The sequence below is a fragment of the Georgenia yuyongxinii genome (assembly GCF_006352065.1).
Taxonomy (GTDB): domain Bacteria; phylum Actinomycetota; class Actinomycetes; order Actinomycetales; family Actinomycetaceae; genus Georgenia; species Georgenia yuyongxinii.
Genome location: NZ_CP040915.1, coordinates 1,538,251 through 1,562,012 on the forward strand (window position 1 = coordinate 1,538,251; position 23,762 = coordinate 1,562,012).

The following is a 23,762-nucleotide window of genomic DNA, read 5'->3' on the forward strand; positions in this document are numbered from 1 at the left end:
CAGGCTGATCCGCGAGACAGGCCGGGCAGGCTGATCGCCGATCCGGGCAGGCTGATCGCCGATCCGGGCAGGCTGATCCGCGAGACGGCCAGGTCGAGGGGTGACGTCCGCCATGCCGTGGGGTGCGGGGTCTCACACCGCCGGTGAGGCTGACCTTCCTTGCGGGGATCAATTTTGGGCACGACAATGTTTCCTAATGACCGGGAGCTTCCCGGTGTCCCGCGCGGGGAGCGCCCGCAGCACGCACGACGACCAGCCGAGGGGAGACCACGCCCATGACACAGCCGTCGACGGCGTCCCCGCACCGCAGCCCCGTCCCCGACGAGGCCGGGACCCGCGAGCGGGTGCTCGAGCTCGTCGTCGAGAAGGGGCCTGTGACCGCCGCGATCCTCGCGCGCGTCCTTCAGCTGACCCCCGCAGCGGTCCGCCGGCACATCTCCCACCTGCAGACGCAGGGCCAGATCGTCGTGCACGAGCTCGCCGGGCCGGAGGTCCGCCGCCGCGGCCGGCCCGCCCGCCACTACGTCGCCACCGACGCCGGTCGTGCCACGTTCACCGACGCCTACTCCGACCTCGCCACCCACGCCCTGGGCTTCCTGGAGCAGGTCGCCGGGGAGGGGGCGCTCGACGCTTTCGCCGAGTCCCGGGTCGGGGAGCTCGAGCGCCGCTACGCCCCGTTGCTGGCGCAGGCCGGCCCGGTGCCCGCCGCCCGTGCGCACGCCCTCGCCGTCGCCCTGACCGCGGACGGCTACGCGGCCACCACCCGCGCCGTCGGGCCGAAGGGCTTCGCGCTGCAGCTGTGCCAGGGCCACTGCCCGGTGCAGGAGGTCGCCGAGCACTACCCGCAGCTGTGCGAGGCCGAGACCCAGGCGTTCTCCCGGCTGCTGGGCGTGCACGTGCAGCGCCTGGCGACCCTCGCCACCGGCGGCCACGTCTGCACCACCCATATCCCGCTCTCCGCGGTCCCGACACCGCTGACCAGGCGGGAGCCCGGCCTCGCCCGTTCCCAGACCACCACGTCGCCCGGCGACGTCACGGAAGGAAACTGATGACAAGTCCCACCCAGGAGCAGGTCAAGGCGCCCGACGCGCCGATGACCCAGGACGAGACGATCGCCTCGATCGGCAACTACAAGTTCGGTTGGCACGACGCCGACGACGCCGGCGCGAACGCCCGGCGTGGTCTGAGCGAGGACGTCGTGCGCAACATCTCCGCCCTGAAGAGCGAGCCGGAGTGGATGCTCAAGCGTCGCCTCAAGTCGCTGAAGCTGTTCGACAAGAAGCCCATGCCGAACTGGGGCGCCGACCTCTCGGGCATCGACTTCGACAACATCAAGTACTTCGTGCGGTCGACCGAGAAGCAGGTCACCAGCTGGGAAGACCTGCCGGACGACATCAAGAACACCTACGACCGCCTGGGCATCCCGGAGGCCGAGAAGCAGCGTCTCGTCTCGGGCGTCGCCGCCCAGTACGAGTCCGAGGTCGTCTACCACCAGATCCGTGAGGACCTCGAGAAGCAGGGCGTCATCTTCCTCGACACCGACACGGGCCTGAAGGAGCACCCCGAGATCTTCGAGGAGTACTTCGGCTCCGTGATCCCCGCCGGGGACAACAAGTTCGCCTCCCTCAACACCGCGGTGTGGTCCGGCGGCTCCTTCGTGTACGTGCCCAAGGGCGTGCACGTGGAGATCCCGCTGCAGGCCTACTTCCGGATCAACACCGAGAACATGGGCCAGTTCGAGCGGACGCTGATCATCGCCGACGAGGGCTCCTACGTGCACTACGTCGAGGGCTGCACCGCCCCGATCTACCAGTCCGACTCGCTGCACTCCGCCGTCGTGGAGATCATCGTCAAGAAGGACGCCCGCGTCCGGTACACGACGATCCAGAACTGGTCGAACAACGTGTACAACCTGGTGACCAAGCGCGCCACGGTCGACGCCGGCGGCACCATGGAGTGGATCGACGGCAACATCGGCTCCAAGGTCACCATGAAGTACCCGGCCGTGTACCTCATGGGCGAGCACGCCAAGGGCGAGACCTTGTCCATCGCCTTCGCCGGCGAGGGGCAGCACCAGGACACCGGCTCCAAGATGGTGCACCTGGCGCCGCACACCTCCTCCTCGATCGTGTCCAAGTCCGTGGCCCGCTCCGGCGGGCGCGCCTCCTACCGCGGCCTGGTGCAGGTGCTCGAGGGTGCCGTGCACTCCAAGTCCATCGTGCTGTGCGACGCGCTGCTGGTGGACCAGATCTCCCGGTCGGACACCTACCCCTACGTGGACGTGCGCGTGGACGACGTCGAGATGGCGCACGAGGCCACCGTGTCGAAGGTGAGCGAGGACCAGCTCTTCTACCTCATGTCCCGGGGCATGACCGAGACCGAGGCCATGGCGATGATCGTCCGGGGCTTCGTCGAGCCCATCGCGCGTGAGCTGCCGATGGAGTACGCCCTCGAGCTCAACCGACTGATCGAGCTGCAGATGGAAGGGGCCGTCGGCTGATGACCGCCACGACCAACATGTCCACCGACCACACCCGCGCCGCCGCGGACGCCGCCCACACCCACGGCGGCGGCACGGTGCCGGAGTCCTCCCGCGCCGACCGCCGCTCGTCGTTCGACCTGGCCGACTTCCCGGTCCCCACGGGCCGGGAGGAGGACTGGCGCTTCTCCCCGGTGGACCGCCTCCAGCGGCTCTTCGCCGGTGACCTCACCGGCACCGGGCCCGTGGTGACGGTCGAGACCGACGACGCCGTGCGCGTGGAGCGCGTGGGCCGCGACGACGCCCGTCTGGGTCAGGTCGGCGCACCGGGCGACCGCATCTCGGCCGCCGCGTGGCACTCCTTCGGCGAGGCCTTCGTGGTCACCGTCCCGAAGAACCACGTCGCCGAGCGGCACACCATGCTCGCCGTCAACGGCGACGACGTGACCGCCTTGGCCCCGGCCGCGCAGCACGTGCTCGTGGTCGCCGAGGAGCTCTCCGAGTCCCTCGTGGTCCTGGACCACCGCGGCACCGCCGAGCTCGCCCAGACGGTCGAGATCGACGTGCGCGACGGCGCTCGCCTCACCCTGGTCTCGGTCCAGGACTGGGCCGAGGGCGGCGTGCACGTGGCCAACCACCGCGCCCGCATCGCCAAGGACGGGCACCTCAAGCACATCGTCGTCACCCTCAACGGCGACGTCGTGCGGGTCACCCCGGACGTGGCCTTCACCGGACCCGGCGCGGACGTCGAGCTCCTCGGCGTGTACTACGTCGACGCGGGCCAGCACTTCGAGCACCGCCTGTTCGTCGATCACGCCGTGCCCAAGGCGAAGTCCCGGGCCACCTACAAGGGCGCCCTGCAGGGCGACGGCGCGCACTCGGTGTGGGTTGGCGACGTCCTCATCCGCAAGGAGGCCGAGGGCACCGACACCTACGAGCTCAACCGCAACCTGGTCCTGACCGAGGGCGCCCGCGCGGACTCGGTGCCGAACCTGGAGATCGAGACCGGCGAGATCGAAGGCGCCGGCCACGCCAGCGCCACCGGCCGGTTCGACGACGAGCAGCTGTTCTACCTGCGCTCGCGCGGCATCCCCGAGACCGAGGCCCGCCGCCTCGTGGTGCGCGGCTTCTTCGCGGAGCTGATCAACCAGATCGGCGTGCCGCTGGTGCAGGACCGCCTCATGGCCGCCATCGAGGAGGAGCTGTCCCGCACCATGGGGGCCGCGTCCTGATGAGACAGCACGCCTGCGACACCGCCGACCTCGAGCCCGGGGAGGCCATGCGCCTCGAGCTCGAGACGGCGGACGGCGCACCCCTCCCGGTCGCGCTCGTACGCGACGAGGACGGGGAGTTCCACGCCATCTCCGACATCTGCTCGCACGGGCAGGTGAGCTTGTCGGACGGCGAGGTCGAGGGCCGCACCATCGAGTGCTGGCTGCACGGGTCCACCTTCGACCTGCGCACCGGCAAGCCGCTCAGCCTGCCCGCCACCCAGCCCGTTCCCGTCTACCCCGTGACCGTGGACGGGGAGCGCGTCCTGGTCGACGTCGACACCACCGCCGACGTCGTCAGCTGACGCCCCCCGCCGCCCAGACCCCAGGAAGAGAAGAAACCATCACGATGTCCACTCTTGAGATCAAGAACCTGCACGTCAGCGTCGAGACCAACGACGGCCCTAAGGCGATCCTGCGCGGCGTCGACCTCACCATCAACTCCGGCGAGATCCACGCCATCATGGGCCCCAACGGCTCCGGCAAGTCGACCCTGGCGTACTCCATCGCCGGCCACCCCAAGTACACGGTCACCGAGGGCGAGGTGCTCCTCGACGGCGAGAACGTGCTGGAGATGAGCGTCGACGAGCGCGCCCGCGCCGGCCTGTTCCTCGCCATGCAGTACCCCGTCGAGGTCCCCGGCGTCACCGTCTCGAACTTCCTGCGCACCGCCAAGACCGCCATCACCGGCGAGGCCCCCGCGCTGCGCAAGTGGGTCGGCGACGTCAAGGACGCCATGGCCAAGCTGCGCATGGACCCCGAGTTCGCCCAGCGCGACGTCAACCACGGCTTCTCCGGCGGTGAGAAGAAGCGCCACGAGATCCTCCAGATGGAGCTGATCGAGCCGAAGTTCGCCGTCTTGGACGAGACCGACTCCGGCCTCGACGTCGACGCGCTGCGCGTGGTCTCCGAGGGTGTCAACCGCGTCCACGAGAACACCGGCCTGGGCGTCATGCTCATCACGCACTACACGCGGATCCTGAACTACATCAAGCCCGACCGCGTGCACGTCTTTGTCGAGGGCAGGGTCGCCGAGCAGGGTGGCCCCGAGCTGGCCGACCGGCTCGAGGCCGAGGGCTACGACAAGTACCTGACCACCACGGTCTGAGGAGCACCACGCACATGACAGCCGCCGGAACGTCGACGACCGGCCCGCTCCCGGCACCGGCCGCCGGCTCCGCGCGCTCCCTGAGCGCCGCGGAGCTGGCGGCCGTCCGCGGGGACTTCCCGCTGCTCGCACGCACCGTGCGCGACGGCCGGCCGCTGGTCTACCTCGACTCTGCCGCCACCTCCCAGAAGCCGCAGTGCGTCATCGACGCCGAGCAGGACTTCTACGAGCGCACCAACGCCGCCGTCCACCGCGGCGCACACGCCCTCGCGGAGGAGGCCACCGAGGTCTACGAGGCCGCCCGCGCGGCGGTGGCCGCGTTCGTCGGTGCCGCCGAGGACGAGATCGTCTGGACGAAGAACGCGACCGAGGGCCTCAATCTCGTCACCTACGCGATGTCCAACGCGTCTCTCGGGCGCGGCGGGGACCGGGCCCGTGAGCTCTTCGGGCTCGGGGCCGGCGACGAGATCGTGGTCACCGAGGCCGAGCACCACGCCAACCTCGTGCCCTGGCAGGAGCTGTGCGCCCGCACCGGCGCAACCCTGCGCTGGATCACGGTGGGCGACGACGGCCGGCTGGACCCGGCGTCGTACGGCGTCATCACCGAGCGCACGAAGGTCGTGTCCCTCACCCACGCCTCCAACGTCACCGGCGCGGTCAGCCCGGTCTCCGACGTCGTCGCCCTGGCCCGCAAGGTCGGCGCCCTGGTGGTGCTCGACGCCTGCCAGTCGGTGCCGCACCTGCCGGTGGACCTGCACGCGCTGGACGTCGACTTCGCCGCGTTCTCCGGGCACAAGATGCTCGGCCCCACCGGTATCGGTGTGCTGTACGGCAAGCGTGAGCTGCTCGCCGCCATGCCGCCGTTCCTTACCGGCGGGTCCATGGTGCAGGTGGTGACCATGGAGTCCACCACCTACGCCGAGGCGCCTACCCGGTTCGAGGCGGGCACCCAGATGGTGGCCCAGACGGTGGGCTTACGCGCCGCCGTCGACTACCTCGCCGAGCTGGGCATGGACGCCGTCGCCGCCCACGAGACCGACCTCACCGCGCTGCTGCTCGAGGGGATCTCCTCGGTCCCCGGCGTGCGAGTGCTCGGTCCCACCGACCCGGCTGACCGGCTCGCCGTCGTCTCCTTCGTCGTCGACGGGGTGCACCCGCACGACGTCGGCCAGGTCCTCGACAACGACGGGATCGCGGTGCGGGTGGGTCACCACTGCGCCCAGCCCGTCCACCGCCGCCTCGGCGCGCACGCCTCGGCACGCGCCTCGGCCGGCGTGTACACCACCGCCGAGGAGATCGAGCTGTTCGTCGACAAGCTCGGCGGCGTCCGGCGCTTCTTCGGGGTGGATCATGGCTGACGCGATGCAGCAGTTGTACCAGCAGGTGATCCTCGACCACTCCCGCGAGCGGCACGGCGCCGGGGAGATCGAGCCGTTCGACGGCGAGTCCTTCCAGGTGAACCCGACCTGCGGGGACCAGGTGACCCTGCGGGTCCGGCTGGACCACTCGGTCGGCGGGCCCACCATCGCCGCCGTCGGCTGGGTCGGGCAGGGCTGCTCCATCTCGCAGGCCTCGCTGTCGATCCTCAACGACCTCGTCACCGGGCAGGACATCGCCACGGCGGACCGCCTCAACGAGACCTTCCGTGAGCTGATGCACGGCCGCGGGAAGGCGCTCGAACCCGCCAAGGAGGAGCAGCTCGAGGACGCCGCCGCCTTCGTCGGCGTGGCGAAGTTCCCCGCACGCATCAAGTGCGCGCTGCTCGGCTGGATGGCGCTGCGCGACGCCCTCGCGCACGCCCTCACCGCCGAGCCGCACACCACCGACACCCCCGGGTCCGACCCCAAGGAGAACGCATGAGCGAGACCACCCAGCCCACGGTGACCAACCCGTCGCCGACCACGGCGGCCGACGTCGAGGAGGCCATGCGGGACGTCATCGACCCCGAGCTCGGTATCAACGTCGTCGACCTCGGCCTGGTTTACGGCATCACCGTGGACCAGAACAACGAGGCGGTCATCGACATGACCCTGACCTCGGCGGCGTGCCCGCTGACCGACGTCATCGAGGACCAGGCCCACATCGCCACCGAGGGCCTGGTCAACAGCATCCGCATCAACTGGGTGTGGATGCCGCCGTGGGGCCCCGACAAGATCACCCCGATCGGCCGCGAGCAGCTGCGGGCGCTGGGGTTCAACGTCTAGCTCTTGGGCGGCGTTCCGCTGATCGTCAGATCAGCGGGAATGCTGCCTGACCTGCGACGACGCCGTTTCCGTTGGGGACTCAGGTGGACTGAAAGGCCCTCTCAGGGCACCTCATTCCCCCACTGGTCCCCCACGGAGATCGGTCCCTTTGTGCAGGTCGGAGCCCGGATTGCCGGCGTTGGCGCGTGTGCGATTCCCCCACCAGAGGAGGTCCCGGCGGGACACCTGATGGGTGGAGGCACACCCATGACAGGCAACACCGGACCAAGGCGGACCTTCGGTGAGCTCGAGCGGCGCAAGAGCCAGCCGGCTGGCGCGGTCATCGGCTGGCGCGCCCGCTACACCGGGCCCGATCTGAAGCGGCACTCGCGCAACTTTGGCGACAAGATGGCCGCCGAGGCCTGGCTCAACGCCGAGCGGCTCCTGATCGACCGCGACCTGTGGACCCCACCGCGCGAGCGGGCGCGCCGTGCTCGATTGGATGCGCAGCGCGGGATCACGTTCGCCGAGTGGGCGGAACGATCGATCGCCGGCAGGCCGCTGCGCGCGTCCACCCGCTATCGGTACGAGGGAACGCTGCGTAAGCGCATCCTGCCCGAGCTCGGCGACATCCCGCTGAGGGAGCTGTCGCGGCTGGACGTCACCAACTGGTACACGAAGATGCGGGCGCAGCTCGCTGCCGAGGCCCGGGCCGCGCATCGCAGAGGCGACGGCCGTGGCGCGGCGTTCTCCGCCTATCAGGTGCTGTCCTCAGTACTGAACGACGCGGTCGACCACGAACTTCTCGAAACGTCGCCGGCCCGCGTCAAGGGGGCGTTGCGGTATGACGCCGTCCACGAGCCTGTGGTGCTGACGCCAGAGCAGATGTGGACGCTGCACGAACTGATGCCCGACTATCTGGCGGCGCTCGTGCCGCTGGCCGCGACGACCGGGCTGCGACACGGCGAGCTGCGGGCGCTGCAGCGCCAGCACCTGGACCTGGAGGACCCGGCGCGGGCCGTCGTGCATGTTCGCGGTACTGCTGCCAACAACAAGGTCAGCGGGAGGTACAACGAGATCGGAGAACCGAAGACGAAGGCATCCAAGCGTGACGTCGCGATCCCGTCGTTGGTCGTGCCGATCTTGAAGGCTCACCTCGACAAGCACGCACAGCCCGGTGACGACGGCTTCGTCTTCGTCGGGCGGAAGGGCGCGGTGCTGCACGCTTCCGTCGTCGAGTCGAACTGGCAGGCCGTGGCGCAAGCAGGTGGGACTGGACGACCTGCACATCCATGACCTGCGGCACACGGCGCTGACGTGGGCCGCGCGTTCGGGTGCGACGTTGGCCGAGCTGATGGCGATCGCGGGCCACAAGAACCCCACCATCGCGCTGCGCTACCAGCACATCGGCGACGAAGAGCGCCGGCACGCCATCGCGGAGAAGGTGGGGGCTGCCTTCACCGACGAGCTCACCCAACGACGTGCTCGTCGCACGACCGGCGGCGAAGGTGCCGGGCAGTCGCATTGATGGTGGACGCCACCGGACCGCGAGGGGCCGGAGGGGCCCGGCACACACCTCATGGATGACGGCGGAGTGCGCCGTCCACGTCCACCAGGAGGCCCTCAGATGAACACGAATCGGCCGGCCACGCGGGTGCCGAGCGGCAAGCTGGTCGCTCTCGCCGATGCCGCAGCAGAGTTCAGCGTCTGCACGAAGACGATCCGGCGACGCATCGCCGACGGCACCGTCACCGGATACAAGATTGGTCGCGTGATCCGGGTCGATCTCGACGAGTTCCGGCGGGCACTCGTCATCACGATCCCGGCGGCGCGGTAAGCGTGACGCCGAGCGCATCGGACCGACGGGACATGGGCCGGCCCCGGCTTGGGGGCGCGGTCTGTGCGGTGGGCGTGAGTCACGCCCACCGTTCAGTCCTCCATTGATGTCGCCTTCGAAGCGCGAGGCACCCTCCTGGCGGCGTCAGCGTCACGGTTCTCGGCCAGCAGTTCCTTCAGTTCTCGGGAGAGCGTCGCCCCCTCCCACGGCGACGACGCTGCGTCCCGGCACGGACGGAAGTGCAGCAACGCAACCTCACCGAAGCAGCAGCCGGTGACGACGCGTCGGCCGAACTCATCATCGTCGCCAGCGCCCTACCTGCGGAAACGGTCGAGCAGTCCATGCCCCCACCATGGCGGCGGCGCGTACCCCTTTCCGTCCCCCTGACCGGGTCCTCCCAGCGTCCCCCCGTCGAAGGCACGGCAGCAGTGCTGGTCACACGGCGTCCCCCTCGTCGTGAAGCGCCTTGGCTCGGCGGCGAGGATCTGTGTTGGAACCTCCGCCCACGGTGCCATTGGCGACGATCAAGAAGTCGGCCAGGAGCGGCACCCTCGAGGACTGCGCCAGTACCGGACGGACGTGTGCGGATGCCACGCGTGCGAACTGCGGCCCCTCCCACGTGCACGCAAGAACTGAAACGGGTCGAGGTCGACGAGGAGGTCGTCGCCAGACCCACGGCCGATCCGGTGTTCCTTGGCGGGGCCGGCGGGCCTCGATTTTGTCGACAGGCGGCATGTGCGGCATCCCGCTGGGTGCGTCGATGCCGCGACATTTGCGGAGGCGGGGCATGTGATCGTGCGCTCGGCGGTTGGCGATGTCGGTTGCATCATCGAGTTGGGCGGTCGTGGTGCCGCGTCCCCCAGCAGGGTGAGGTAGCTCCGGCCGCCGGATCGTCGTCGATCGCTCTGTCGTCTCTGTCGTTGCCTGTCAACGACGGCTGAAAGTGGACCCCCTGGCGACGGCCGCCAGGGGTCATTTTTCACGTGCCGTTGACATAGTCGACGGTCTCGATGGCCTGCTGAGTGTCGGCGAGCGGGGCTCGCACCTTCTCCGCACCTTCGAGGTCGCCACGGGCCTCCGGCGCGGCCAGTGTGGCGAGATGGTGCTGGCTTTTGAGCTTTTCGCGTTCGCGCACGAGTTCCTGCTCGGCCTTCCTCTGCTCGCGCAGCTCCTCGCGCCGGGCGCGGGGAGCCGCCGCTCTCCACCACATCAGGATCCTGGGACCACCGCCGGCGGCTGCTTGACGCCCGAACACCGGTGGAGCCACTCGGCCGAGGTCGTCCCCACGACTCAGGCCGTGTAGGAGCGGACCGAACGGGACATCGCGAGCGCGATGAGCGCCACATCGGCCGCGCCAAAGGCGATGGCCTCCGTCTCCTGCCACCAGATCAGCTTGGCGACCGTGAAGCAGATGCCGAACAATGCGTAGGCGATCAGCACCTTGCGGGCTGTGTTGCTTCCCTTGAACATGTTGATGGCCGCGGCAACGCCCGTGACCGCCACGGCGATGAAGGCGACGACGAAGAGCACCGTCCACACCGAGCGCTGCGGCGCGCCCTCCCAGAAGAGGGTGAAGTAGGTGGCGCCGTAGGATGTCACGGCGGCGAGCGCGTACGTGAGGACCGTGGCGACCCAGACGGTGGCCGGACGGCTGCGGCGGTCGGAAACGGTGGTCTTGACCGCGGTCGTGCGGGTGCTGGACATGCTGTCTCCTCGTTCTCGGGGGATCTTGCCGTCAGCATCCGCGCGACGATGTCCCGCCCGCGAGGGGCGGCGGACCCGTATCGCGCCAGGTCTCCTCGTCCCGGCAGATCGGGACGCCGAGTCCCATGACAGAGCGGTCCGAAACGGCGACCATGGGCTCATGACACCTCGCGGCGCGGCGGTGCCGGCCGCTATCGCGTCGGCTGCCCTGTTCCTCGGTGCGGGATCGGCCCTCCACCTGATGCAGCGCGGGACACCCACCGGTGCCGGGGTCACCGACTGGTGGCTCATGGCGGTGTCGATGACCGTGGCGTTCGCCACCACGGGAGGGTGGTTGGCGAGACGCCGCTCGCAGCTCGTCATCGGCTGGCTCATGCTCTCCATCGGCGTGACGGCCTCCTTGTCCATGCTGTCGCTCGAGTACGGCGTCTACGGCCTTGACCACCCGGGCGTACCCGGCTCCGACTTCCTCCTGTGGGTCGGCAACTGGGCGTGGTCGGCAGCGGTTGTCGCGGTCGCGGCACTGCTGCCCCCGTTGCTGCCCGAGGGCCGCCTGCCGAACCGAACGTGGTGGCCTGTTCTCGTCCTCGGCTCGCTCTCCGTGGTCGCGGCGAGCGTCCAGTGGGCGTTGATGCCGTACGAGGCCTGGTCTCCCGTTATCGCCGACGCGGGTGCGGTCAACCCGGTCGGTGCTGACGTTGTGGCGACGCCAGCGGCCCAGACGATGTTCGCGCTGGTTGTGCTGGCCGGCCCGCTCGCGGCCGCGGGGGGCCTGGTGGTCCGGTGGAGGGCGTCGCAGGGGGCGACGAGACAGCAGCTCAAGTGGATCCTTCTCGGGCTGGTCTGGGCGGTGGTGCTGTTCGCGGCGGGGTTCGCTCTGGGCCCGCTCGTGACGGCGGCCGCGGTGCTGCCGGTCCCCGCCGGCATCGTGGTCGCGGTGCTGCGCTACGGGCTGTGGGACGTGGACGTGGCCATCAGCAGGTCGCTCCTGTACCTGGCGCTGGCCGCAGCCGTCGCCACGGTCTACGTCACGGTCGTCGGGCTGCTCGGGGGGTTGCTGGGCGCCACTACGGGGGCGCCGGTGCTCGCGACCGCGCTGGTCGCCGTCCTGGTGGAACCGTTGCACCGCCGCCTGCGCAGGGTGGTCAACCGCGTCGTGCACGGCAGCATGTCGGACCCTCTGACGGCCCTGGCGGAGATGGGGTCCCGGGCGGCTGCTGCTCATGACGCCTCGACGGTCGGGGAGCACCTGCTGCCGAGGCTGCTCGCCTCGACGGCCAGCACGATGCACCTGGGCTACGCGGCGGTGGAGCTCGCCGATGGGTCGGTGATCTCCAGTGGCGAGGTCGGGGGAGAGCACGTGCGTGTGCCGCTGGTCCACGACGGTGCCGATGTCGGCTTCCTCGTCGTCGGTGGCCGGCGTGCGGGCCTGTCGCGCAGGGATCGAGACCGCCTGGCACGATTGGCGAGTCAGGTCGCCGTAGCGGCCCACAACGTCCTCTTGGTCAACGCGTTGCGCCGGTCCGGCGAGGAGCTCGTCAACGCGCGAGAGGAGGAGCGGCGACGCCTGCACCGGGAGCTGCATGACGGGGTCGGACCCTCCCTCGCCGCTCTGGCGCTGACCATCGAGCTGGCGCGTGACCTGGTTGTGGACGAACCGAAGGAGGCCGTCGAGCTGCTCGACCGGACCCTGCCCCGGCTGAAGGGGACGGTGGACGACGTCCGGACCGTCGTCCTCGGTCTGCGGCCGCCCGCGCTCGACGACCTGGGACTGGCCGGGTCCGTGCGGGAGCTGGCCGCTGGTTTCGCCGGGCCGAGCCTCTTGGTGCGCGTGCAGGTCGACGGCGACCTGTCGGATCTGCCGGCAGCGACCGAGGTGGCGACCTATCGGATCGTCGCCGAGGCGCTGGCGAACGCGAGCCGGCACGCCGATGCAGGGGAGATCGTCGTCTGGCTGGAGCGGTACGGGGATGAGGTGAGCGTCGACGTGGTGGACGACGGCCGGGGCATCGAGGTGAGCCGACCGGGTGGCGTCGGGCTGCAGTCGATGACGGGGCGGGCCACCGAGGTTGGTGGTCGGCTGCTGCTCGGCCCGGGCAGGGACGGCCGCGGAACCAGCGTCCGCGCGGTCCTCCCGGCGGTGACACCGTGAGGGTGGTCGTGGTGGATGACCACCCCGTCTACCGGGAGGGTCTGAGCGCGGTGATCGGCCGCATGGACGCCGTCGAGGTGGTGGGAGAGGCGGATGACGGCGAGGCTGCGGTGCCGCTAGTGCAGCGCCTGCAGCCCGACGTGGTCGTCATGGACCTGCACATGCCGCGTCTGAACGGCATCGACGCCACGCGGCAGGTCCTGGAAGTCGCTCCGTCGACCGGCGTGCTGGTGCTGACGATGCTCGAGGGCGACGAGTCCGTGTTCGCCGCGATGCGAGCGGGGGCCCGCGGTTACGTGCTCAAGGGCGCCGACCGCGGCGAGATCGAGCGGGCCCTGCGCGCCGTCGCCAGCGGGGAGGTCGTCTTCAGTGCAGGCGTCGCCGCGCGGGTGCTCGCCTGGTTCCGCACCGGAGGTGCAGCCCGCGAGTCGCTGGCCCCCTTTCCCGAGCTGACGGAACGCGAAAGGGAGGTGCTCACCCTGGTGGCCCGAGGTCTGACGAACACGGAGATCGCGAGCAGGCTCGTCGTGTCCGGCAAGACGGTGCGTAACCACGTCTCCAACGTCTTCGCCAAGCTGCACGTGACGGACCGCGCGTCTGCGGTGGCACGGGCACGGGACGCCGGTCTCGGTAGAACAGACCTGGCGTAGGTCAGCGATCCGAGCGGCGGTTGACATGCTGCGGCGTCGCTCAGGGGGACCAGGTGAGCGCTCGTGGGTGGGACGTCGTTGCGGGCCATGTCCGTCTACAATCGGATCGACGCCTTTGTCCATCAGGTGTACTGGGGGCGCCGCGCAAGGCAACGTCGGGCGGACCGTCGGTCAGACGCTCGCCGGGCTGGCGAGGGCGGGGTCTCTGCGGTGGGCGTGAGTCACGCCCACCGTTCAGTCCTCCGCTGATTCGTCTCCGAAGCGCGAGGCCTCCGGCCGCGTTGCGGTCCTCGGCCAGCAGCCGAGGGGCGCCGCCTCGCGGGGACAGCGGCTTGCGTCTCGGCACGGAGGGAAACGCAGGATCGCAACCTCACCGAGGCGGCTGGCGGTGACGACACGCTGGCGGAGCGCACCATCGCCGCCGGCGCTGCGCCCGCCGAAGCGGTCGAGCTGTCCGTGCCCCAACGATGGCGGCGGCGCGTACCCCTTTCCGTCCCCTCTGACCGCGTCCTCCCAGCCCCCCGAGGAGAGGCACGGCAACAATGCAGGTCAGAGCGTCCCCTCGTCGGGAAGCGTGTATGCGGCGGCGGCAAGTGATCTTTGTTGGCGGCCTCGGCCACGGTGCGTTGGTGATGGTCGAGAAGTTGGCCAGGATCGACTCGGTCGAGAGTCTGCGCGAACTTCGGACGGACTTGTGCGCGCGTCCTCCAGACCGTGCGCATTGCGGCTCCTCCTACGTTCACGCGAGCGTTCGAGGTCGACGAGGACGTCGTCGGCGGGTACACGGGCAACTCCTGTCCGCGTTGGCGGGCCACGATTCTGTCGGCACGCGGCACGCGGCACGCGGCACGCGGCACGCGGCACGTGTGTGCGGGATCGTGATGCGCGCTTTGATGCCGAGCCACATGCGGGGGAGGTGATGGTCGCGCGCTCGGCGGTTGGCAATGTCGGGTGCACCCGCGACCTGGTCGGTCATGGCGCCGCGTTCCGTCACAGGCGACGTTCGCCCGGGCTCCGGCTCGTCGTCGTTCGGTGCGGCGGTCGCTGTCGCCGTCGCTCGGCGGCGTCCCGGCGGCCGCTGCCGCCGTCGTTGCCTTTCGCCGCCGCGGTCCGTGGTGTCGTCTCGAGGCTGGTCACACGTCTGGCACTGAGGCCGGTTGAGCGAACACACCTTCATCGTGGAGGTGTGATGTGACGGTCTCGATGAGGGTGATGTCGGCCGGGGACGGCTATGCGTTCTTGCTGCGCTCGGTCGTAACCGGCGACGGCCTGGCGTCGCATACCTCTGCACTGTCCCGGTACTACGCCGCGGCCGGCACACCGTCGGGAACCTGGATGGGCGCGGGCGTCACCCAGTTCGGCAAGGGCGAGCTGCAGGCAGGCATGACCGTCACCCCGGAGCAGCTGCAGGCGCTCCTGGGCTGCGGGTGCGACCCGATGACCGGTGCCGGCCTTGGACGCCCCTACCAGCGGTACGCGACCGTGGCGGAGCGCATCGCTGCCCGCGTCGCAGGGATCGACCGGAGCCTGCCCGTCGCGGAGTACGACGCCGAGGTCGCCCGGATCGAGGCCGATGAGACCACGCGGGGACCGCGCACCTCGGTTGCCGGGTTCGACCTGACGTTCTCGGTGCCGAAGTCCGTCTCGGTGCTGTGGGGCGTGGCCGATGCCCACACCCAGGAGCTGATCGTCGAGGGCCCACCATATGGCTGTCGCGCAGGTGTTGGAGTTCTTCGAGCGGGAGGTTGCCGCCACCCGGGTCGGCTCCGGGGGCGTCGCGCAGGTCGAGGTTCTCGGGGTGGCGGCCGTCGGGGTCTTCCGGATGGGTGGCGTGAGAACCTCCATCCTCGGAAGACCTCGACCCCTATCGGGCGACCGACGCACCGCCCCTCACTACACCCTCAACTGCGAAGAGCCGCCAAAGTGGCACACAGGGACTCCTCTCCTATACTTCAAAGCCGAGTATTGCGGCTGGAGCACGGCTGAGATCAGCGCGGCTCCAAGCGGTCCTCGCGGGGCACCTCGACGAAGAAGTCCTCTGCCTCCAGACGTTCCCAGATCCGCGCGTTAATCCGACCGGCGGTATTGATAACCTCGGCGACGTCGTCGAAGACAAACTCGCCGTCACGCAGCTGCCACACACCCTCGGTGAGTACGTTGCGCACCGACAGTCCATTGGCGTAAAGCAGGAGGTTCAGTGGCTCCGGCGGCACCACACCGACGCCGTGCGGCGCCCCCACGACGTCGATCGAGCACAGGTCGGCGCGTGCACCTGGGACGAGGCGGCCCAGATCCCGCCGCTCCAGACCCGCCGCAGCGCCGATCGTGGCGGCATGCAGCGCCGTCCAGATCGATGGTCGGTCCATCGCCACCGCCGAACGGTCGACGAGGAAATCCGTGCGCGCCCGGCCGTACATCACCGCCAGCTTGATGTTCTCCAGATAGTCCGCCGAGTGCGCGTCGATCCCGATCGAGGTGTTGACGCCCGCCGCGAGCATCTCAGGCCAGGGGGCGATCCCCGGCGAGACCCCACCGCCGGTAGCGGAAGGCGAGTTGACATAGGTGAAGTTGTCGCGGGGAAGCAGGTCCAGGTCACGTTCGAGCTCGAGTCCAAGGCAATGAGCGCCGAAGACGGGCGTTCCCGGGTCAAACAAGCCAAGCGCCGCAAGCCACGGGACCTCATCATTGCCCCATACCCGGCGAAACTGCTCATCCGTCCCCGTCGGGCCACCAGTGAAGCCGGCCTGCAGGTGAATCTGCACACCGTGGAACCGCTCCGCCGCTTCTCGCACCTGTCGGATCGTTTCGGGCGTGTGCGCGGCACTGGTTCCAACTGCCATCATCGGCCGAAGGAGATCGTCCTCGATGGACGCCGCGAAGTCCACGGCGAGCGCAATCTCCGTCTCGGTTTCGGCCGCGGCAGCGCGCAGCACGTGTTGATCAGCGCCCCAGAGTTCCATGATCCGATGCATGCCAGGGACCATCGCCGAGGGATAGCCGCGTACGCCGTACCGCCGAGCAACCCGTACGTAGGACTGCATCTGCTTGAGGCTGAGCGACATTTCGACATGTGTGGTGCATCCGCCGCGCAACATCCCTAGCACGTTCGCCGCTGTCAGGGCGTCCCGCTCATCGTCGGTAAGCTCTTCGAGGAGCTCCATCGTATGCAGGAAGTTGCGGCCGCGGCGGGTGCGGGGATTGCTCTCGACGTAGCCGCGTGTGGAGCTCAGCGCGCCGATGTGGCTATGTCCCGAGATGAAACCTGGCAAGAGCAGGTGCCCTTCAAGCCAGATCCGGTCGTCGCTGCCGCGCGGATCGGTAGCGGGCCGCACATCCGCAATGACACCCCGATCGATGACCACCTCGTGGTCGCGGACGAGTTCCAGCCGGTCGTCGGTCGCGGTCAGCACCCAACTCGCGCCGACGATGCGCGGGCCGGCGGTGGAGCGATCGCGGTCTGGGGTCATGAGCGGGCCTCCTGCAAGCAAAAGTGCCGGCTCCATGTGCCAGCTGTGACGGACAATCTAGCGAGGTCAAACCCGCGGGAGTGCCGTATCGGACGGCGTGATCCGTTCGGGTTGCTTAGGCGCTCACAGCGGCGGGGATCTCGGCGGTGGTGACCTCTTCGGTTCGCTTACGAGGGTGAGGGGACTTGGCCAGGACTTCGAGGCCGAAGTAACGGCGGCCTTCTGCCCATCGTCGTGCTGTTCGGCGGCGGCGACATTAGGGCTTCGATCGGCTCGGGACATCGGATGGGCCAACCGAGGCCATGAACGGTCGCCTCGAGCACTTCCGAGGCTCCGCCCTCGGGTACCGCGACCTCATCAACTACATCGGACGGTCGCTGCTCGAGGCCGGCGGATTCAGAACCCGACTACACCCTCGATTCTGAAGAGCCCCTTTGGCTCCGCCGCCGCCTCGTTTGGGTGAGTTGTCTTCGAGGCCAGGACCCTGCGTTGGTCCTGAGTTCGGTCATTCGGGAGCCCAAGGCGGTCCGTTGCTGCGGATGACCCAGGGCTCGGTAGAGTTGCCGATGGTGGGCATGTTGCCCACTCGAGATCAAGACGTGACCGTCAGGGTCTCGCCACCTCCGTCTCGGCGGGGGAGCGCACACGTGCCCGATTCCCCCATGGTTCCCCCACAGCCTCCCGGCTCACATTGGCTTGCAGGTCAGGGCGGGTACGCACAGTTCAACGTCTGACCCGTCTGGCTCGTCCGCCCCGCGAGATGTCATCTTCTCCGCGAGATGTCATCGGTGTGCGCCGCGGCGCGGGCTCAGAGCTGCGGCGCGGCGAAGGTGTCGCACGCGGCCATCGTGCCCTGCTCATAGCCCGTGGTGAACCACTGCACCCGCTGCTCGGCCGCGCCGTGGGTCCAGGTCTCAGGGTTGACCTCTTGCCCGGCGCCGGCCTGGATGCGGTCATCGCCCACTGCGGCGGCCGCGTCGATCGCATCCGTGACCTGCTCGCGCGTCGGCGGCTGGATGAACGTCACGCCCGAGTCCGGGTCGACGACGTTCGCGGCCTGTCCGACCCACAGCCCGGCGTAGCAGTCCGCCTGCAGCTCCAGCCGGACGCCGTCGGACTCGGGGCCGGTGCCCTGCCGGTCGATGGTGGCCATCGTGCCCTGCTGGTTCTGGATGTGATGGCCCCACTCGTGGGCGACGATGTACATCTGTGCCAGCGGCGCGTTCTCCGCACCCAGCTGCGTCTCGAGCTGGTCGAAGAACCCGATGTCGAGGTAGACCGAGGCGTCCGGCGGGCAGTAGAACGGGCCGACGGCGGCGGTGGCGTTGCCGCACCCGGTCGAGACGCTCTGCTCGAAGACCCAGAAGTCGGGCTGCTGGTACGCGATCCCGGTCTGGTCGGGCAGCGCCGCGCCCCAATACTGGTCCAGCGCGTCCGCCGTGAAGAGCATCCGGCAGTCGGTGAACTCGTTGGCGTCGGCGCCGGTGCGGCAGTGCTCGAAGGACCCCTGTTCCGCGGTGGGCTGCTCACCGCCCTCGAGGACGCCGGAGACGTCCTGGCCGGTGAAGAGATAGATCAGCAGTGCCACGATGCCCAGGCCGCCACCCCCGACGGCGATGCCCCGTCCGCGTGAACGGCCCACCCGCCCGGTGTCGGCACGCACGCCCTCGTTGAACGTCATGGGCAGAACGTAGCCTCGGCGCGTCGCACGTGCCCGTCGCACGCCGCGGCGCCAGGCTTCCCGTGCGGGGTCGGCGAACGTCCCGGCCGGTCGTGAGCACCGGGCCGGAGGAAGGAGAGCGCATGGCCGACAAGCCCGCTGCCGAGGTAGCCGTCGACGAGGCACTGGTCGCACGGCTCCTCGCCGACCAGCACCCGGACCTCGCCGCACGCCCGTTGCGCCTGGTGGCCAGCGGCTGGGACAACGCGATCGTCCGGGCGGGGGAGGACCTCGCCGTGCGCGTGCCGCGCCGCGCGGCCGCCGCCGACCTGATCCGCCACGAGCAGCGGTGGCTACCGGTGCTGGCCCCGCGCCTGCCGGTGGATACCCCGGTCCCGCTGCGCCACGGGGAACCGACGGCATACTTCCCGTGGGCGTGGAGCGTGACCCCGTGGCTGCCGGGGACGACGGCGGCCGTCCTCGCCGCGGGGGAGCGACGGCCGCTGGCGGAGCCGCTCGCCGCGTTCGTCACTGCGATGCATCGGCCCGCCCCCACGGACGCCCCGCACAACCCGGTGCGCGGTGTGCCGCTGCGCGGACGACACGACGCCGTGCGAGAGCGGCTCGGCTCGGGGCTCGTGCCCGAGGCGGACCGTGTTCTCACCCTCTGGGAGGACCTCAGCCGCGCACCGGCCTGGACCGGACCGCCGCTGTGGCTGCACGGCGACCTTCACCCCGCGAACATGCTCGTCCGCGACGGCGTCCTGACCGCCGTCCTCGACTTCGGCGACCTCACTGCCGGAGACCCGGCCACCGACCTGGCCACCGCCTGGCTCACGTTCGACGCCCCCGGCCGCGACTCCTTTGCCCGCGCCCTGGCCGGGGCCTACGACGAGGCGACCTGGCGCCGCGCCCGTGGCTGGGCGCTGTCCCTGGCGACGGCGCTGCTCGCGCACTCCGACGACGTGCCGCTGCTGCGCGCGGTGGGTGAGCACACCCTGCGCGAGGTGCTCGGAGGCTGACGACGGACGCCCGGCTGCGCCGTCGGGCATGACGCTCTCGGTCCGTCGTCAGACGTGTCGAACCTGGCAGAACCGGGCGAAGCGGACCGCCGTACACTGGAACGGCGCGTCCCGGCGTGCTCCCCACTCTCCTGAGCCATGTCTTGAGGTCTGCCCTGTGATCACCGCCCACGACGTCTCCGTGCGCATCGGCGCCCGGGAGCTGCTGCACGAGGCGAGCTTCCGTGTCGACACCGGGATGCGCATCGGGCTCGTCGGCCGCAACGGCGCGGGCAAGACGACCCTGACAAAGCTGCTCTCAGGGCAGGAGGAGACGGCGTCGGTCATCCAGCACACGGGGCAGATCGTCCGCACCGGGGAGATCGGCTACCTCCCGCAGGACCCCCGCACCGGCGACCTGCAGGTGCTCGCCCGCGACCGGGTGCTCTCCGCCCGGGGGATCGACCTCCTGCTGCGTCGCATCCGCAAGGCGGAGGAGAAGATGGCCACCGCAACCGGGGACGCGCAGGTCAAGGCCATGGAGAAGTATGTGCGCCTGGACGCGGAGTTCGAGGCCCAGGGCGGGTGGGCGGCCGAGTCCGAGGCGGCCCGCATCACCTCCAACCTCGGCCTGCCCCAGCGCGTCCTCGAGCAGCCGCTGGAGACCCTCTCCGGCGGTCAGCGCCGCCGGGTCGAGCTCGCCCGGATCCTCTTCTCCGGCGTCGACACCCTCCTGCTCGACGAGCCGACCAACCACCTCGACCACGACTCGATCGAGTGGCTGCGCGAGTACCTCCGGACCTATAACGGCGGCTTCGTCGTGATCAGCCACGACGTCGAGCTGCTGCGCCAGACCGTCAACCACGTCTTCTACCTCGACGCCAACCGCAGCGTCCTGGACGTGTACAACATGGGCTGGGACGCCTACGTCAAGCAGCGCGAGGCCGACGAGCGGCGCCGGCACCGCGAGCGGGCCAACGCCGAGAAGAAGGCCGGCGCGCTGATGGCGCAGGCGGACAAGATGCGCGCCAAGGCCACCAAGACGGTCGCCGCGCAGAACATGGCGCGCCGCGCGGAGCGGCTCCTGTCCGGGCTGGAGGAGACGCGCCGCGCCGACAAGGTGGCACACCTGCGCTTCCCCGACCCGGCGCCGTGCGGCAAGACGCCGCTGACCGCCGAGGGGCTGAGCAAGTCCTACGGCTCTCTCGAGGTGTTCACCGACGTCAACCTCGCGATCGACCGTGGCTCCAAGGTGGTCATCCTGGGCCTCAACGGCGCCGGGAAGACGACGCTGCTGCGCATCCTCGGCGGCGTGGAGGAGCCGGACACCGGCGAGGTGATCCCCGGCCACGGCCTGAAGGTGGGCTACTACGCCCAGGAGCACGAGACCCTCGACCTCGAGCGAACCGTGGTGGAGAACCTGCGCTCGGCCGCCCCGGACATGGACGACACCGGCGTGCGCAGCGTGCTCGGCTCTTTCCTCTTCTCCGGCGACGACGCCGACAAGCCCGCCAAGGTGCTCTCCGGCGGCGAGAAGACCCGCCTCGCGCTCGCGGTCCTGGTGGTGTCCTCGGCGAACGTGCTGCTCCTGGACGAGCCCACGAACAACCTCGACCCCGCCAGCCGCGAGGAGATCCTGGGCGCGTTGCGCACGTTCAGCGGCGCCGTCGTCCTCGTCACCCACGACGAGGGTGCGGTCGAGGCCTTGGAGCCGGAACGGGTGCTGCTCCTGCCCGACGCCGACGAGGACCTGTGGAGCGAGCAGTACCTCGAGCTGGTCACGCTCGCCTGAGACCTGGCCCGGCTCGACCTGGGGGCTGGTCGGCCTCAGTCCCGCTCGACCTCCGGCCCGGCCGCCTCGATGACCCGGTCGCGACCCTGTTGCTCGGCCGGGTCCAGCCGCGCGCCGGACCCACCGGACACGCCGGACCCACCGGGCAGCGCAGTCGTTGCCCGCAGCTGCTGGTAGACCTCCAGGTCCTCCTCGAACTCCGCCCGGCTGAGCGTGCGCACCGGGCCGCGGCCGGAGCGGTCGGCGGCCTCGCGCCGGGCGAGGACCACCACGGCGCCGAGCGCCGCGACCGAGAACAGCCCCCACTGAATCGTGTACGACAGGTTCATCCCGTAGTTGAAGGCGGGCCGTGCGTACCCGCCCAGCGGCTGCGGCGGCGCAGGAGACTCCTTCGCGGCGAGCACGTGCCCGTCGAGCACGGGCAGGCCGGCCACCTCGGTCAGGTCCGTCACCTCCGCGGCGGAGGCGAGCACCTCCTCGGGCGCGAGCGTGTACATCTGCCCGGTGGGACGGGCGCGACCCGCGGGGTCCTCGGCGAGGCGGAGCCGTCCGGTCAGCCGCACCTCGCCGGACGGCGGCGCCGGCAGGTCGGCGCCGAGCTCGTCCGCGCGGTCGGCCGCGATCCAGCCGCGGTCGACCACCACGACCAGGCCGTTCCCGCCGCCGCCCGAGGCCACGAACGGGGTCACCAGGTGGGCGGCGGCGTTGCCGTCCACCGGGCGGTTGCGCAGCACCACGGTGGCATCGTCGACGTAGTGGCCGGTGAGCTCGACGGGCCGCCACTCGTCCCCGGGCCGCACCGTCAGCGTGGGGAGCGCCTCCATCAGCGGCTCGGGTGAGGCGTCGTAGACGGCGTTGACCTGCCGGGAGTCGGCCGAGCGTTCCTCGAACCGGCTCCACTGCCACCGGCCGAGGAGCACGCACGCGAGGGAGACGGCCACCATCAACGCGATCAGGCTGAGCCAGCGAGGAGTGGTGAGGAAGGCGTAGCGACCGGTCGTCGGCGCGCTCACCCGTGCGACTCGTCGAGCTCGTCCACGCCGACCACCTCGCGCAGGAACGACCGGGCCGTTAGGAACTGTGAAAGGTGCTCACGGTGAGCCTCACAGGCCAGCCACACCTTGCGGCGGCCCTCGGTGTGCAGGCGCGGGTTGTTCCACAGCAGCGCGTGCACCGCTCGCTCGCCGCAGCCCTTGGCGCTGCAGGCGAGCTGCCCGACGTCGCGCACGTAGGGCAGGGCGGCGTCCGGGCTCATGCGAGGTACTCCGTGTTCGGGTCGTAGGGCAGGCGGGGGAGCTCAGGCGGCTCGTCGCCTGAGGAGAGCAACGTCTCGGCCGGCACGGGGCGCTCACGCCCGGCGTTGGCGAACAGCACCGCGATCATCGGCAGGAAGATCGCGCCGGCGCCGGCCACCCACTTCCACCAGCCGGGGACCACGAACAGCAGCAGCATGCAGCCGGTGCGGATGCCCATCGAGGTGAGGTACCGCACCGTGCGGGCGTGCACATCCTCCGCCAGCGCACGCGGCGCCGAGGTGATCGCGTAGACCCGCGACTCCTGGCCGTGTCGTCCCCTCACTCCACCAGGCTACGCCGCACGGGGACGGTCGGCGTGGCCCGCCCGCCACCCGCCGGGCCGGCCAGCCCGGCCGGGCCGGCCGGCCGGGCGGCGCTCGGGCGCACAGGCGGTGCGACCCGGTCGCCACTACGCTGCCGTCATCCGGCGATGGAGGTTCCATGTCCGAGTCCGCAGCCCCCATGCAGAGCAGCCGGCCCGGACGCAGCCGGCCGCTGATCGCCATCTCGGCGACCTACGGTGCCGGTGGGGCCGTCGTCGGCCAACGGGTCGCCGACGCGTTGGGTGTGCCGTTCCTGGCGCACACGTTCAGCTCCGAGCAGATGGAGCAGGCGCACCGGGAGGGCGGCGCGGCGAACCCGTCGGCCGCCTACCTCCAGCACCGCGTGCGTGGCGACCTGGCAACGGACGACGACGCCGCGCGCTCCGCGCTGGCCGAGCTCGAGAGCCGGTCCTTCTTCGAGGAGAGCGACGAGGAGGTGCGCGCCCTGCTCACCACGGGCGGCGTGGTCGTCGGACGGGCGGGCCCGTACCTCCTGCGCGACGACCCCGCGGTGCTGCGGGTCCTCCTCGACGGCCCGCGTGACGCCCGCGTCGCGGCCGGCGCCGCGCAGGAGGGCGTGGACGCGGCGACCGCGGAGCGGCGCCAGGCCGCCCACGACGCCTCCCGGGTCGCGGTCGCCCGGGTGCACTACGGGGTCGACCCGAACGAGCTGCGGCACTACGCCGTCGTGCTCGACACCGTGGTGCTCGGGTTCGACACGGCGGCAGACGTGATCGTGACGGCAGCGCGGGCGCTGCACGACCGGACCGCGAGCCGATGAGCTGCGGGGCGCCCCGGCGGGTGCCCCGTCCGGCACCTCGCCGAGCCCGGGACCGGTAG

General features: G+C 70.4%; 24 protein-coding genes and 2 pseudogenes. 19 read left to right on the plus strand and 7 right to left on the minus strand.

The window, feature by feature from the left end; genetic code table 11:
* The first annotated feature begins 275 nt into the window (after nt 1–275).
* From FE374_RS06985 to FE374_RS07035, 11 genes are all read left to right on the plus strand, one after another.
* The gene (locus tag FE374_RS06985) at nt 276–1,049 is read left to right on the plus strand and encodes a helix-turn-helix transcriptional regulator (RefSeq protein ID WP_139927844.1); all 774 of its coding nucleotides are present in this window, start codon (nt 276–278) and stop codon (nt 1,047–1,049) included.
* Entirely contained in the window at nt 1,049–2,500 is a 1,452-nt protein-coding gene (gene sufB / locus FE374_RS06990; RefSeq protein WP_139927845.1) for a Fe-S cluster assembly protein SufB, read from the plus strand. The genes FE374_RS06985 and sufB overlap by 1 nt, the downstream gene beginning before the upstream one ends.
* The gene (gene sufD, locus FE374_RS06995) at nt 2,500–3,711 is read left to right on the plus strand and encodes a Fe-S cluster assembly protein SufD (RefSeq protein ID WP_139927846.1); all 1,212 of its coding nucleotides are present in this window, start codon (nt 2,500–2,502) and stop codon (nt 3,709–3,711) included. Before sufB ends, sufD begins: the two co-directional genes overlap by 1 nt.
* Nucleotides 3,708–4,055, plus strand: coding sequence for a non-heme iron oxygenase ferredoxin subunit (locus FE374_RS07000; protein ID WP_168205780.1), 348 nt, complete (start codon nt 3,708–3,710; stop codon nt 4,053–4,055). Before sufD ends, FE374_RS07000 begins: the two co-directional genes overlap by 4 nt.
* 44 nt (nt 4,056–4,099) lie before the next feature.
* Nucleotides 4,100–4,858, plus strand: a complete 759-nt coding sequence (gene sufC, locus FE374_RS07005) for a Fe-S cluster assembly ATPase SufC (protein WP_139927848.1) — start codon at nt 4,100–4,102, stop codon at nt 4,856–4,858.
* A 14-nt stretch (nt 4,859–4,872) separates the two neighbouring features.
* A complete protein-coding gene (locus FE374_RS07010) occupies nt 4,873–6,216 on the plus strand; it encodes a cysteine desulfurase (protein WP_139927849.1) in 1,344 nt (447 codons plus the stop codon).
* A complete protein-coding gene (gene sufU, locus FE374_RS07015) occupies nt 6,209–6,718 on the plus strand; it encodes a Fe-S cluster assembly sulfur transfer protein SufU (RefSeq protein ID WP_139927850.1) in 510 nt (169 codons plus the stop codon). The genes FE374_RS07010 and sufU overlap by 8 nt, the downstream gene beginning before the upstream one ends.
* Nucleotides 6,715–7,062, plus strand: coding sequence for a metal-sulfur cluster assembly factor (locus tag FE374_RS07020; protein WP_139927851.1), 348 nt, complete (start codon nt 6,715–6,717; stop codon nt 7,060–7,062). The genes sufU and FE374_RS07020 overlap by 4 nt, the downstream gene beginning before the upstream one ends.
* A 246-nt stretch (nt 7,063–7,308) precedes the next feature.
* A complete protein-coding gene (locus FE374_RS07025) occupies nt 7,309–8,337 on the plus strand; it encodes a site-specific integrase (RefSeq protein WP_168205615.1) in 1,029 nt (342 codons plus the stop codon).
* A complete protein-coding gene (locus FE374_RS20055) occupies nt 8,309–8,569 on the plus strand; it encodes a tyrosine-type recombinase/integrase (RefSeq protein WP_168205616.1) in 261 nt (86 codons plus the stop codon). The genes FE374_RS07025 and FE374_RS20055 overlap by 29 nt, the downstream gene beginning before the upstream one ends.
* A gap of 99 nt (nt 8,570–8,668) precedes the next feature.
* On the plus strand, nt 8,669–8,878 hold the full coding sequence (locus FE374_RS07035; protein ID WP_139927854.1) for a helix-turn-helix domain-containing protein: 210 nt from the start codon (nt 8,669–8,671) through the stop codon (nt 8,876–8,878).
* 979 nt (nt 8,879–9,857) lie between these two features.
* Here FE374_RS07035 and FE374_RS07040 read toward each other — a convergent pair.
* On the minus strand, nt 9,858–10,088 hold the full coding sequence (locus FE374_RS07040) for a hypothetical protein (protein ID WP_139927855.1): 231 nt from the start codon (nt 10,086–10,088) through the stop codon (nt 9,858–9,860).
* An 80-nt stretch (nt 10,089–10,168) separates the two neighbouring features.
* Nucleotides 10,169–10,582, minus strand: coding sequence for a hypothetical protein (locus tag FE374_RS07045; RefSeq protein WP_139927856.1), 414 nt, complete (start codon nt 10,580–10,582; stop codon nt 10,169–10,171).
* Nucleotides 10,583–10,742: 160 nt separating this feature from the next.
* On the opposite strand from FE374_RS07045, the gene FE374_RS07050 reads away from it, so the two are divergent.
* The 4 genes and pseudogenes from FE374_RS07050 to FE374_RS20065 all read left to right on the plus strand — a co-directional run bounded on the left by FE374_RS07050 (nt 10,743) and on the right by FE374_RS20065 (nt 15,455).
* Nucleotides 10,743–12,734 carry a sensor histidine kinase gene (locus FE374_RS07050; protein WP_139927857.1) on the plus strand — a complete coding sequence of 664 codons (1,992 nt, stop codon included), beginning with the start codon at nt 10,743–10,745 and terminating at the stop codon, nt 12,732–12,734.
* Nucleotides 12,731–13,384, plus strand: coding sequence for a response regulator transcription factor (locus FE374_RS07055; protein ID WP_139927858.1), 654 nt, complete (start codon nt 12,731–12,733; stop codon nt 13,382–13,384). The genes FE374_RS07050 and FE374_RS07055 overlap by 4 nt, the downstream gene beginning before the upstream one ends.
* 1,212 nt (nt 13,385–14,596) lie before the next feature.
* Nucleotides 14,597–15,016 (plus strand): annotated as a pseudogene (locus FE374_RS20060) (relaxase domain-containing protein); the annotation flags it as partial.
* 73 nt (nt 15,017–15,089) lie between these two features.
* Nucleotides 15,090–15,455: a hypothetical protein gene (locus tag FE374_RS20065; protein ID WP_269142063.1), complete on the plus strand. Its 366-nt coding sequence runs from the start codon at nt 15,090–15,092 to the stop codon at nt 15,453–15,455.
* Here the strand turns inward: FE374_RS20065 and FE374_RS07065 are convergent.
* A complete protein-coding gene (locus FE374_RS07065) occupies nt 15,373–16,851 on the minus strand; it encodes an amidohydrolase family protein (RefSeq protein WP_168205617.1) in 1,479 nt (492 codons plus the stop codon). The genes FE374_RS20065 and FE374_RS07065 overlap by 83 nt on opposite strands.
* Nucleotides 16,852–17,114: 263 nt before the next feature.
* Between FE374_RS07065 and FE374_RS07070 the strand changes: the two are divergent.
* Nucleotides 17,115–17,276: pseudogene (locus FE374_RS07070) on the plus strand (ISL3 family transposase); the annotation flags it as partial.
* Between the two features lie 383 nt (nt 17,277–17,659).
* Here the strand turns inward: FE374_RS07070 and ypfJ are convergent.
* Complete coding sequence (ypfJ, locus tag FE374_RS07075) at nt 17,660–18,532, minus strand: KPN_02809 family neutral zinc metallopeptidase (protein WP_139927860.1); 873 nt, start codon at nt 18,530–18,532, stop codon at nt 17,660–17,662.
* 122 nt (nt 18,533–18,654) lie between these two features.
* Between ypfJ and FE374_RS07080 the strand changes: the two genes are divergently transcribed.
* Both FE374_RS07080 and FE374_RS07085 read left to right on the plus strand, forming a co-directional pair.
* Nucleotides 18,655–19,533, plus strand: coding sequence for an aminoglycoside phosphotransferase family protein (locus tag FE374_RS07080; RefSeq protein ID WP_139927861.1), 879 nt, complete (start codon nt 18,655–18,657; stop codon nt 19,531–19,533).
* A gap of 157 nt (nt 19,534–19,690) precedes the next feature.
* Nucleotides 19,691–21,304, plus strand: coding sequence for an ABC-F family ATP-binding cassette domain-containing protein (locus FE374_RS07085; protein ID WP_139927862.1), 1,614 nt, complete (start codon nt 19,691–19,693; stop codon nt 21,302–21,304).
* Nucleotides 21,305–21,339: 35 nt separating this feature from the next.
* Here the strand turns inward: FE374_RS07085 and FE374_RS07090 are convergent, their stop codons facing one another.
* Genes FE374_RS07090 through FE374_RS07100 form a run of 3 tightly spaced genes read right to left on the minus strand, consistent with a single transcriptional unit; the run spans nt 21,340 to nt 22,882 of the window.
* A complete protein-coding gene (locus FE374_RS07090; protein WP_139927863.1) occupies nt 21,340–22,317 on the minus strand; it encodes an SURF1 family cytochrome oxidase biogenesis protein in 978 nt (325 codons plus the stop codon).
* Nucleotides 22,314–22,559, minus strand: a complete 246-nt coding sequence (locus FE374_RS07095; RefSeq protein WP_139927864.1) for a hypothetical protein — start codon at nt 22,557–22,559, stop codon at nt 22,314–22,316. Before FE374_RS07095 ends, FE374_RS07090 begins: the two co-directional genes overlap by 4 nt.
* On the minus strand, nt 22,556–22,882 hold the full coding sequence (locus FE374_RS07100; protein ID WP_139927865.1) for a DUF3099 domain-containing protein: 327 nt from the start codon (nt 22,880–22,882) through the stop codon (nt 22,556–22,558). Before FE374_RS07100 ends, FE374_RS07095 begins: the two co-directional genes overlap by 4 nt.
* A gap of 158 nt (nt 22,883–23,040) precedes the next feature.
* Here FE374_RS07100 and FE374_RS07105 point away from each other — a divergent pair, with 158 nt between their 5' ends.
* A complete protein-coding gene (locus tag FE374_RS07105; protein ID WP_139927866.1) occupies nt 23,041–23,703 on the plus strand; it encodes a cytidylate kinase-like family protein in 663 nt (220 codons plus the stop codon).
* Nucleotides 23,704–23,762: the final 59 nt, after the last annotated feature.

Bases quoted from the DNA above. Each gene is read 5' to 3' on its own strand.
- FE374_RS06985 (WP_139927844.1), top strand. From the start codon at position 276: ATGACACAGCCGTCGACGGCGTCCCCGCACCGCAGCCCCGTCCCCGAC.
- ypfJ (WP_139927860.1), bottom strand. From the start codon at position 18,532: ATGACGTTCAACGAGGGCGTGCGTGCCGACACCGGGCGGGTGGGCCGT.
- FE374_RS07050 (WP_139927857.1), top strand. From the start codon at position 10,743: ATGACACCTCGCGGCGCGGCGGTGCCGGCCGCTATCGCGTCGGCTGCC.
- FE374_RS07080 (WP_139927861.1), top strand. From the start codon at position 18,655: ATGGCCGACAAGCCCGCTGCCGAGGTAGCCGTCGACGAGGCACTGGTC.
- sufD (WP_139927846.1), top strand. From the start codon at position 2,500: ATGACCGCCACGACCAACATGTCCACCGACCACACCCGCGCCGCCGCG.
- sufC (WP_139927848.1), top strand. From the start codon at position 4,100: ATGTCCACTCTTGAGATCAAGAACCTGCACGTCAGCGTCGAGACCAAC.
- FE374_RS07020 (WP_139927851.1), top strand. From the start codon at position 6,715: ATGAGCGAGACCACCCAGCCCACGGTGACCAACCCGTCGCCGACCACG.
- FE374_RS07045 (WP_139927856.1), bottom strand. From the start codon at position 10,582: ATGTCCAGCACCCGCACGACCGCGGTCAAGACCACCGTTTCCGACCGC.
- FE374_RS07040 (WP_139927855.1), bottom strand. From the start codon at position 10,088: ATGTGGTGGAGAGCGGCGGCTCCCCGCGCCCGGCGCGAGGAGCTGCGC.
- FE374_RS07035 (WP_139927854.1), top strand. From the start codon at position 8,669: ATGAACACGAATCGGCCGGCCACGCGGGTGCCGAGCGGCAAGCTGGTC.
- FE374_RS07095 (WP_139927864.1), bottom strand. From the start codon at position 22,559: ATGAGCCCGGACGCCGCCCTGCCCTACGTGCGCGACGTCGGGCAGCTC.
- FE374_RS07065 (WP_168205617.1), bottom strand. From the start codon at position 16,851: ATGACCCCAGACCGCGATCGCTCCACCGCCGGCCCGCGCATCGTCGGC.
- FE374_RS20065 (WP_269142063.1), top strand. From the start codon at position 15,090: ATGGCTGTCGCGCAGGTGTTGGAGTTCTTCGAGCGGGAGGTTGCCGCC.
- sufB (WP_139927845.1), top strand. From the start codon at position 1,049: ATGACAAGTCCCACCCAGGAGCAGGTCAAGGCGCCCGACGCGCCGATG.
- FE374_RS07025 (WP_168205615.1), top strand. From the start codon at position 7,309: ATGACAGGCAACACCGGACCAAGGCGGACCTTCGGTGAGCTCGAGCGG.
- FE374_RS07105 (WP_139927866.1), top strand. From the start codon at position 23,041: ATGTCCGAGTCCGCAGCCCCCATGCAGAGCAGCCGGCCCGGACGCAGC.
- sufU (WP_139927850.1), top strand. From the start codon at position 6,209: ATGGCTGACGCGATGCAGCAGTTGTACCAGCAGGTGATCCTCGACCAC.
- FE374_RS07010 (WP_139927849.1), top strand. From the start codon at position 4,873: ATGACAGCCGCCGGAACGTCGACGACCGGCCCGCTCCCGGCACCGGCC.